General features: G+C 39.9%; 9 protein-coding genes and 1 pseudogene. 2 read left to right on the top strand and 8 right to left on the bottom strand.

What is annotated here, in order from left to right:
- Positions 1-328: 328 nt before the first annotated feature.
- The gene (locus tag ACFX4X_RS20580; protein WP_377385939.1) at positions 329-763 is read right to left on the bottom strand and encodes a hypothetical protein; all 435 of its coding nucleotides are present in this window, start codon (positions 761-763) and stop codon (positions 329-331) included.
- A gap of 204 nt (positions 764-967) precedes the next feature.
- Positions 968-1,324: pseudogene (locus ACFX4X_RS20575) on the bottom strand (replicative DNA helicase); the annotation flags it as partial.
- 129 nt (positions 1,325-1,453) lie between these two features.
- Between ACFX4X_RS20575 and ACFX4X_RS20570 the strand changes: the two are divergent.
- Positions 1,454-1,783, top strand: a complete 330-nt coding sequence (locus ACFX4X_RS20570) for a tyrosine-type recombinase/integrase (RefSeq protein WP_377385937.1) — start codon at positions 1,454-1,456, stop codon at positions 1,781-1,783.
- A 109-nt stretch (positions 1,784-1,892) separates the two neighbouring features.
- On the opposite strand, the gene glnA is transcribed toward ACFX4X_RS20570, so the two are convergent.
- From glnA to hflX, 4 genes are all read right to left on the bottom strand, one after another.
- Positions 1,893-3,227: a type I glutamate--ammonia ligase gene (glnA, locus tag ACFX4X_RS20565; protein WP_377385934.1), complete on the bottom strand. Its 1,335-nt coding sequence runs from the start codon at positions 3,225-3,227 to the stop codon at positions 1,893-1,895.
- Between the two features lie 40 nt (positions 3,228-3,267).
- Positions 3,268-3,669, bottom strand: a complete 402-nt coding sequence (locus ACFX4X_RS20560; RefSeq protein WP_061462503.1) for a MerR family transcriptional regulator — start codon at positions 3,667-3,669, stop codon at positions 3,268-3,270.
- A gap of 194 nt (positions 3,670-3,863) precedes the next feature.
- On the bottom strand, positions 3,864-5,132 hold the full coding sequence (locus ACFX4X_RS20555; RefSeq protein WP_377385931.1) for a methionine gamma-lyase family protein: 1,269 nt from the start codon (positions 5,130-5,132) through the stop codon (positions 3,864-3,866).
- A 12-nt stretch (positions 5,133-5,144) separates the two neighbouring features.
- Positions 5,145-6,398 carry a GTPase HflX gene (gene hflX, locus ACFX4X_RS20550; RefSeq protein WP_377385928.1) on the bottom strand — a complete coding sequence of 418 codons (1,254 nt, stop codon included), beginning with the start codon at positions 6,396-6,398 and terminating at the stop codon, positions 5,145-5,147.
- A 164-nt stretch (positions 6,399-6,562) separates the two neighbouring features.
- Here hflX and ACFX4X_RS20545 point away from each other — a divergent pair, with 164 nt between their 5' ends.
- Positions 6,563-7,171: a trimeric intracellular cation channel family protein gene (locus ACFX4X_RS20545; RefSeq protein ID WP_377385925.1), complete on the top strand. Its 609-nt coding sequence runs from the start codon at positions 6,563-6,565 to the stop codon at positions 7,169-7,171.
- A 37-nt stretch (positions 7,172-7,208) separates the two neighbouring features.
- Here ACFX4X_RS20545 and spoVK read toward each other — a convergent pair whose 3' ends face one another.
- Both spoVK and hfq read right to left on the bottom strand, forming a co-directional pair.
- Positions 7,209-8,165 (bottom strand): stage V sporulation protein K, encoded by a 957-nt coding sequence (spoVK, locus tag ACFX4X_RS20540; protein WP_061466029.1) that lies wholly within the window; start codon positions 8,163-8,165, stop codon positions 7,209-7,211.
- A gap of 404 nt (positions 8,166-8,569) precedes the next feature.
- A complete protein-coding gene (gene hfq, locus ACFX4X_RS20535; protein WP_034313436.1) occupies positions 8,570-8,803 on the bottom strand; it encodes an RNA chaperone Hfq in 234 nt (77 codons plus the stop codon).
- Positions 8,804-8,806: the final 3 nt, after the last annotated feature.

Below are 8,806 nucleotides of genomic sequence, written 5' to 3'. Positions count from 1 at the left end.
TAGTAGATTCTCCTCACTTATTGTGTATGATTCTACATGCCCTTATTTTTATTGTCCAACTAAGTGTAACCTGTCCAAGTTTTTTCGGATGCTTATATTTACATGTGTCACTTTAGGAGTTATTTTGCACCTATTTTAAGCGCTATTTTGGATTATGAAAAAATATAAAAAGCCCATTCTCTCAATAACATTAAAAATAAGAAAATGGACTTTTATGATTACTTCGGAATAGCGCCCTTTAACGGAGTAACTAAGATATGTCCTTTGCTATAAAATCAATTAATGGTTCTTCAACTAACGCCTCATTAGTTAAATATGGAATAGTAGTTTAATGGTATTGAAACCAAACAAACCATCCCTTTTCTTTACTTTTTGCTAAAAATATTTGACCTTGGGCTAAGTTAGCCCCAGGTGCTTTTGAGAAATCTAAACGTACAAGCCATGATTTCTCAGCAATTTCTTTACCACAAAAGGTCTTTGCCATTCCAAAATAGGCTTCTTCTTCTTTAATACCAACTGTTTTAGGAAAAGGTTTGGCCGTTACTACATTCCATTTAGTATATATGTCAGGAAAATCGTCTATTCCAGTTCCATAAGTTTTTAGGATTAAAGTATTTAATGCTTCAATTACCTCGTTTCTATCCTTGATGGATGTTTTTTCTAAGTTACTTAACACAGGACATTCTTTAGGTTGAGCGTATCCCTGAATTGAACCAAAAAACAAAATCGTAATGGAAATAATCCATAAAGTTAGCACTTTCATAATAGCTTCACCTCAAAATTATCTTTCCTAAATTTAAGGAAAATAGTCCAATTATTGAGGTACATTAGTTCTATTGTTATTAAAATTATTTCGCCAGACTTAAACTTGTTTAATGGGCTCTCTGTTTTATTATGTCTTGCCAATGCGGAGGGAGCTCGTGTGTTTCAAGATGTTCAAATTTCTTTAGTTTAATTTGACCAGGAATGATGGTATTGCGCCCGTTAGCTTTCCCCAATCCTTATCAACAAGGTTACTCGTTCGGATATGCTGTGCATTGATTCTACCGTTGCTCGAAATCATTCTTTTTAACAATTGTTTTCTACCCATTTCAAGGGAGAAGATTGCGACTGCGTGATTCTTCTGTTTTGCTACTTCCTCAGCAATGTTCAAAGCAAATGCCGTTTTTCCTACAGATGGCCGGGCAGCGATTACAATAAGGTCTTGTTTTTGTAATCCGGCTGTCATTCGATCTAATTCTGTAAACCCTGTAGGTATAACGGTAATTTCACCTTTTGGCGTTTCTAATTCATCGTAGACCGCAACTAAATCATTCTTTATGGATCCGTCATCATCGTCAGTCGAGTTATCTTCTAACCGCATCAGACATCGTATAGAAAAATTTTAATCGACGAAAGCCTTGCCGCTCTGTTAACACCTCATGTCATTAAGCAAAAGGAAATAAAGTTGAAATTGGCAGATAGATATCATAGAGAAACAACTCTTGTTTTCGAACGAGGGAATGGCCTCCCCTATTCAAAATCCACCTTACACAGAGCATTTAATCGCATCTGTAGAAAAGCCGGAATCACAAAACATATAACCATCCACGGTTTACGACATTCCCACGCCGTTTCACTTCTTGAATCTGGAGCCAGTTTAAAAGATGTGCAGGAACGTTTAGGACATAAATCCATTCAAACAACAGCAGATGTCTATGCTCACGTATCAAAAAAACTCGAAGAAAAAAGTGTGGACGGATATTCAAATTACATGGATTATCCCCAGTTGAATATGAAATAGTTTGAAATGTGGTCAAAATGTGGTCAGCCATCCCGTTCCCTTTCATTTTATAAAAATAAAAAAAGCCTTGGTAACTGAGAAACTCAGTAATACCAAGGCTTTGAAACTATTAATACATTGACATATATTGTTCGCGTTCCCATGGGTGAACTTGTGTACGGAACATATCCCACTCGATTTCTTTTGCTTCGATGAAGTGTTCAAGTAAGTGTTCACCGAGTGCTGATTTGATGACTTCATCAGCTTTTAATTTCTCCAATGCAGCATATAAAGTAGCTGGAAGATCAACGATGCCTACTTCTTCACGTTCTTCTTTATTCATAACATAGATGTTGCGATCAACTGGAGCTGGAGGAGTCAAGTCGTTTTTGATGCCGTCAAGTCCAGCTTTCAGTAAAACAGCAAGTGCCAGGTATGGGTTTGCTGCTGGATCGACACTACGTACCTCTACGCGAGTACTCACTCCGCGTGAAGCTGGGATACGAATTAATGGGCTGCGGTTTTTAGCGGACCATGCAACATAACAAGGAGCTTCGTAACCAGGAACTAGACGTTTATATGAGTTAACAGTAGGGTTTGTTACCGCAGTGAAGCTTGGAGCATGCTTAATGATACCTGCGATAAATTGCTCAGCTGTTTTACTTAATTCCAATTTTCCTTCTGTATCATAAAATGCATTTTGGTTTCCTTTGAATAATGAAACGTTACAGTGCATACCAGATCCATTAACACCGAACAATGGCTTTGGCATGAAAGTTGCGTGTAAACCATGTTTACGGGCAATCGTCTTTACGACCAATTTAAATGTTTGGATGTTATCACATGCTGAGATTGCATCCGCATATTTAAAGTCAATTTCATGTTGTCCTGGAGCTACTTCATGGTGGGATGCTTCAATTTCAAATCCCATTTCTTCAAGCTCAAGAACGATATCACGACGGCAGTTTTCTCCTAGGTCAGTAGGTGCAAGGTCAAAGTATCCGCCTTTATCATTCAATTCTAGAGTAGGCTCGCCTGCTGCGTCCAGTTTGAATAAGAAGAATTCAGGCTCAGGTCCAAGATTGAAATCTGTGAAGCCCATTTCTCTTGCTTCTGCAAGAACACGTTTTAGATTAGCACGGGGATCCCCATCAAAAGGTGTTCCATCCGTATTGTAAATATCACAGATCAAACGTGCGACTTTACCTTTTTCGGAAGTCCAAGGGAAGATAACCCATGTATTTAAATCAGGAAATAGGTACATATCAGACTCTTCGATACGGACGAAGCCTTCAATGGAAGATCCGTCAAACATCATTTTATTATCAAGTGCTTTTTCCAATTGACTGACTGGGATTTCAACGTTTTTAATCGTCCCTAAAATGTCGGTAAACTGTAAACGAATGTACTTAACATTTTCTTCTTTCGCTAAACGAGTGATGTCTTCACGTGTGAATTTTGCCAATTTTTATTCCCCCTAATAATCATTCATAAAATCATATTTTTTATTGAAAAAAACGAGACATATCCCCTTGTCGAAGAGATGTTCGATGCTTACTTCCTTGTAAAAGCTCGGCACGCAGAAGCTTGCGAAGCTCCTCATCACTAAGGTCACGTCTTATTTTTTCCGCTTGTTCTAAATCTTGGGTAGGTAAATTCTGTTCCTTTACAGTGAAAATTTTTTTTATGCCGGCCAGATTGACTCCTTGTTCGATTAAGTCTTTAATCTCAAGCAGTCGATCGATATCGTTTAAAGAAAAAACCCGACGATTTCCATCTGTTCTCATAGGAGTAATAAGTTGATGCTCTTCGTAATACCGAATTTGGCGTGCAGACAACTCAGTTAGCTGCATGACGATTCCGATGGAAAAAAGAGGCATAGAACGCCGAATGTTGTTGCCGCTCATTCTTAGCATCCTCCTTTGTTTATCTTAAAATAATCATATACCATGTTATTAAACATGTCAATATGATGTTACATTTTATGACGTCATTTTTTCAGAAGAGTTAAATGATTTGTAACTACTCAAATATTACGACTATTGTTTATGGCAGGAATCCATTGATTTGGACTCCCATTACGTAAATTACATATTCTCTTTTACAGTTGAATCAGTTTTTTATCCATCAATGCATTCACAGCGGTCAATACTGCTATTTTAACATGGGCATAGGTCAAGCCGCCTTGAACGTAGGCAACATACGGAGCCCTTGTTGGACCATCTGCCGTCAGTTCAATGCTGGCTCCCTGTATAAAGGTGCCCGCAGCCATGATTACATCGTCTTCATATCCTGGCATATATGCAGGATATGGTGTCACGTGCGAATTGATTGGCGATGCATATTGGATGGCTTGACAGAAGGCAACCATTTTATCCCGGTCATCAAATTGAACAGATTGAATCAAATCTGTACGCTTCGCATCCCATTTAGGATATGTATTCATACCGATTTTTTCTAAAAACGCAGCTGTGAACATGGCTCCTTTTACAGCTTGGCCCACGACATGCGGTGCAAGGAAGAAACCTTGGTACATTTCCTGCAGACTATAAAGGGAAGCACCTGCTTCAGCCCCTATTCCAGGTGATGTTAATCGATAAGAGCACGCTTCAACAAGGCCCTTTTTACCAACAATATATCCACCGGTTTTCACTATCCCGCCACCTGGGTTTTTAATCAGTGAACCAGCCATTAAATCTGCTCCGACATGACATGGTTCTAGTGTTTCAACAAACTCTCCATAGCAATTGTCCACGAACACGACGATTTTCGGATTAATGGCTTTAACAAAGGAAATCATTTCCTTAATCTCTTCAATCGTAAAGGAAGGGCGTGTAGCATACCCTTTTGACCGTTGTATACCGATCATCTTAGTATTTGGTTGAATGGCTTGTTTAACGGCGTCGAAATCAACGGATCCCGCTTCCGCTAATGGGACGGACTTATAGCTGATTTGAAAATCGCGCAAAGATCCGATACCCGATCCCCTGATACCGACAATCTCTTCCAAAGTATCATACGGCTTTCCAGTTATGTATAACAATTCATCACCCGGGCGCAATATGCCGAACAGTGCAGTGGAGATGGCGTGTGTGCCTGAAATAATTTGCGGGCGTACCAATCCAGCTTCCGCACCAAAAACATCTGCATATATCAATTCAAGCGTATCGCGGCCCGTATCATCATATCCATACCCTGTTGTCGGGATGAAATGGGAATCACTCACCCTATGTGCTTGAAAACTTTGTAATACACGAAATTGATTTTCTTCAATTCGTTCGTCGACTTGCTTATGTAACGGAGAAATCATTGCTTCCACGTCCTGGGCAATGTTTTTCAACACTTCTCCATTTGTTAACTGCTGATACATCAAACTTCCCCTTTATAATGAATATTTCTCAAGCTGCCCGGTTAATGGATGATCAGCTAGACAAAAACCTTTGCATTCATATCTTTCCGATTCTTCATTAAAGGAGAGAGTGCGCAATATGGTTTCATTTTTCAGCTGTGATAATAGTTTACCCTCACTCGACGGCAGGAAAACATAATACGGGACCATTTCTTCAATCACGTATTTTTCAATTTCTTCCATAATTTGATTCAAGTCCGATTGTTCATAGGCACTGATCATTAATGAAGCATGACTGGAAGACCTAACAAAATCAGCATGAATCCGATCTTTCTTATTATACAACGTTAGCTGTGGAATGGAAGGGACTTCTAAGTCATTTAGCAAATCCTGCACCGTTTTCTGATGATTAAAGTAATCTGTACTTGAGGAATCGACCACATGGAGCAATAGGTCAGCTTCTTTCACTTCTTCCAGAGTCGAGCGGAATGCGGCGATTAAAGATGTCGGCAAATCTTGAATGAATCCTACCGTATCCGTCAGCAGCACGGTAAATCCGCTGGGAAGAATCGCTTTTCGTGTCATGGGATCCAGTGTAGCGAACAACTGGTTCTCTTCGAATGAATCCGCCTCCGTCAAACGGTTGAACAGCGTCGATTTACCTGCATTCGTGTATCCCACGAGGGCAATTTGAAAGGTCTTATTACGTTTCCTTCTATCACGATAGCGTTCACGATGCTTGACAATGCCACTTAATTGTTGCTTGATTTCATCTATTTTCCCACGAATGTGGCGACGGTCGCTTTCCAGCTTCGTTTCTCCAGGGCCCCTGGTTCCGATTCCGCCTCCAAGCCTGGACATCGCGGTCCCCTGTCCGACCAAACGCGGTAATAAATATTGGAGCTGAGCAAGTTCAACCTGCAGCTTCCCTTCCCTGGATCGCGCCCGCTGAGCAAATATATCTAATATAAGCTGTGTCCGGTCAATGATCCTTGCCTCCATTTGTTTCGAAAGGTTCCGAATCTGGCTCGGGGATAGTTCATCATTAAAGATAAATAAATCCGGCTCAAGCTCCTCTTCCAGATTTCGAAGCTCCTCCACTTTTCCTTTTCCTATATATGTAGCTGGATCGACGCTTTCCCTTTTCTGGGTGATGGTCATTAACACCTCACCATTCGCCGTCTTCGCCAATGAAGCCAGCTCATCGAGTGAATATTTAAAACGTTCAGTAGACTCTGTTGTTTGACACCCAATCAACACGGCCGTTTCCTTTGATGATTCTTCCAAATCATGCACCACCTTCTTGAAGATTTCAGTTAATCATAACAAAAAGATTGACTATATAAAAATTTCCTTAAAACAAAGCTTTTACCGTTTTAAAAATTCCGATAACATGCTAAAATCAAATTTGACTTTACCATCAAAATCGAAAAGACATAGAGGGAATTCATATGACATGGGAAGTATTAAGCATCATAGGTACGATTGCATTCGCCATTAGCGGAACCATCATTGCCATGGAAGAAGAGTATGATATTTTAGGAGTTTATATTTTAGGAATCATAACCGCTTTTGGCGGAGGGGCAATTCGGAACCTGCTGATTGGTGTCCCCGTTTCAACATTATGGGATCAAAGTTTCTATTTTGCCATCGCTATAGTATCCATCACCATCGTTTTTGTATTCCCTACAAACCTTTCAAAACACTGGAAAAGATGGGGAAACCTCAGTGATGCCATTGGCCTTTCTGCCTTTGCCATCCAAGGCGCGATGTATGCAGTGGAACTTAATCATCCAATGAGTGCCATCATTGTATCTGCGGCATTAACCGGATGCGGAGGCGGGATACTTCGTGACGTACTGGCCGGAAGAAAGCCATTGGTCTTCAGAAAAGAAATCTACGTAGTATGGGCCATCATAACAGGCTTGGTTTTAGGCAGTGGTGTATTATCCCAGTCTTGGCAGCTTTATTCACTCTTCGCTGTCATTACGATATTGCGAGTCCTTTCTTACACTAATAATTGGCATCTCCCTAATAAAAAATGGGTGCCTAAAACATAAATTTGAAAAGCCCGCCATTTTGGTGGGCTTTTCCATGTCATTCTTTCTCATCATCCTCAAAAATCAAATCTTGGCTGGTTAGGGTCAGTAAATCGGCTTTTTCAAAAGAATCCTCCAGTAAAAGCCGCATCGCTTGTGCCCTGATCGACTTTTCAAGAACATTTCGGATATAACGTCCGTTAGAAAATGAAATCGGCCCCCGGAATGAACGTAATATGATTAAATGTTCTTTTAATTTCCTTTCGGCCTCCCGATTCATTAGATATTCCCTTTCCTGCAGCATCCGATCGGCAATTTCCATTAACTGATCAATCGTATAATCCGGAAAGTCAACAACAAGCGGGAACCTGGAATGAAGGCCAGGATTTAGGCTAAGGAAATAATCCATTTCCCTTGAATATCCAGCAAGGATCAAAATGAATTCGTGTTGACGATCCTCCATATGCTTGACAAGCGTATCTATGGCTTCTTTACCAAAATCCTTTTCGCCGCCCCTTCCCAAGGAATAGGCTTCATCAATAAATAAGATCCCGCCAATGGCCTTTTTAATTAAATCCCTTGTCTTTTGGGCAGTATGACCAATGTATTCCCCGACCAAATCTGCCCTCTCCGCTTCAATTAAATGCCCTTTCGATAGTACATTCATTTTTTGAAACAACTTACCTATTAAACGTGCAACCGTTGTTTTCCCAGTTCCGGGATTTCCTTTAAACATCATATGCAGCGCTTGCCGGCCTGTCTTCAGCCCCTTTTCCTCACGTTGTTTATTGATGTAAATCCAGGCATATATTTCTTTTATCATCCGTTTCATTTCTTCCATTCCGACCAGCGATTTCAGGTCATCTTCAATCTCTTTCAACGCTACATGCTGGTGGGGGATTTCTTGCACCAAAATTTCTTTTATCGGCAGATCCTTTTGTAGCGCTTTTCTGTTTTCCGCATTAAACACAATATTGATTTGCCCGTTATTTTTCATACGGATCGGTTGTTCCAATGCATTCACCTCTCCATCTTGGACCCCTTACTCCACAATTTCCATTAGATTTATGATGGTAATAGGCATATGTAACATAGCCAAAACTTCCCCATCGGAAAATTCATTATTTCTTTTTGTGAATACCAAAGATTTCAGTTTAATTAGCCATATTCCTTTTCTAACGGCGACTTATTCTGACAGGATTTTTTCCTAAGAGGTTTTTTACGACAAGTTTCATTCCCATCCACCAATTATTTATGTGGGATTGTCATTTCCTGCGGTTTCCCGGAAAATAATCCGTCCCTTATATATATTCAAAACAGGTACGTAAAATTATCGATTCTTTGAAAAAGAAACGTACCGTACATACAAAAAAACAGGTCGCAATAAGCGAAACCTGTTTTTCACATTCATATATATGATTATTCCTTCACTTCGTAATCAATCTGAACATTACGCTGTGGAGCGAATGTAGAAATCGCATGTTTATAGACTAACTGCTGTTTGCCCTCTGATTCAAATAAAACGGTAAAATTATCGAACCCTTTTACTTGTCCTCTAATCTGGAACCCGTTTAATAAAAATACCGTCACATACGTACCATCTTTCCGTAATTGATTAAGAAACTGATCTTGAATATTTACTGATTGTTTCATGTA

The sequence above is a fragment of the Peribacillus sp. YIM B13481 genome (genome assembly GCF_042787985.1).
Classification (GTDB): domain Bacteria; phylum Bacillota; class Bacilli; order Bacillales; family DSM-1321; genus Peribacillus; species Peribacillus simplex_A.
The sequence above is the reverse complement of the archived record's forward strand: the minus strand, read 5'-3'. Positions and strand labels throughout refer to the sequence as shown.

Coding starts and splice junctions, on each gene's coding strand:
- ACFX4X_RS20580 (WP_377385939.1), bottom strand. CDS start 763: ATGAAAGTGCTAACTTTATGGATTATTTCCATTACGATTTTGTTTTTT.
- ACFX4X_RS20560 (WP_061462503.1), bottom strand. CDS start 3,669: ATGAGCGGCAACAACATTCGGCGTTCTATGCCTCTTTTTTCCATCGGA.
- ACFX4X_RS20555 (WP_377385931.1), bottom strand. CDS start 5,132: ATGTATCAGCAGTTAACAAATGGAGAAGTGTTGAAAAACATTGCCCAG.
- ACFX4X_RS20545 (WP_377385925.1), top strand. CDS start 6,563: ATGACATGGGAAGTATTAAGCATCATAGGTACGATTGCATTCGCCATT.
- hfq (WP_034313436.1), bottom strand. CDS start 8,803: ATGAAACAATCAGTAAATATTCAAGATCAGTTTCTTAATCAATTACGG.